Origin of the sequence: Chromobacterium sp. ASV23 (assembly GCF_016428945.1) — a bacterium.
In the GTDB taxonomy this organism is placed as follows: Bacteria; Pseudomonadota; Gammaproteobacteria; order Burkholderiales; family Chromobacteriaceae; genus Chromobacterium; species Chromobacterium sinusclupearum.
Genome location: NZ_JAELTR010000249.1, coordinates 1 through 330, shown reverse-complemented (window position 1 = coordinate 330; position 330 = coordinate 1). Strand labels below are relative to the sequence as shown.

The following is a 330-nucleotide window of genomic DNA, read 5'->3' as shown; positions in this document are numbered from 1 at the left end:
TGCCGAAGTCGGTGTTGCCATGCCAGACGCCGTTCTGATCGCCAAAGTTCAAGGCGGTGGCGATGAAGCTGGCGGTGGGGTTGTGATTGGCCAGGTCGGCCAGCACGGTGGACAGCGCGGTCTGGCCGCTGACGGGGCTGGAGATATGGCTGTCGTTGAGGCCGTACAGCAGAGCGGTCAGGCCATTGGGCTGGAAGCTGATAGCCGGGGTGTCCGGCGGCACCACATCCAGCGTGCCGCTGTCCGCGCCGGCGGCGGAGACATTGCCCAGGGCGTTGGTTTGGGTGGCGGATACGCTGACCGTTTGGCCATTGGCCGGTTCCGGAATGC

General features: G+C 65.8%; 1 protein-coding gene. It reads right to left on the bottom strand.

The features are described 5' to 3' along the window. Positions 1-330: hypothetical protein (locus tag JHD59_RS22445; protein ID WP_199155895.1), on the bottom strand; the 330-nt coding region annotated here is incomplete at both ends.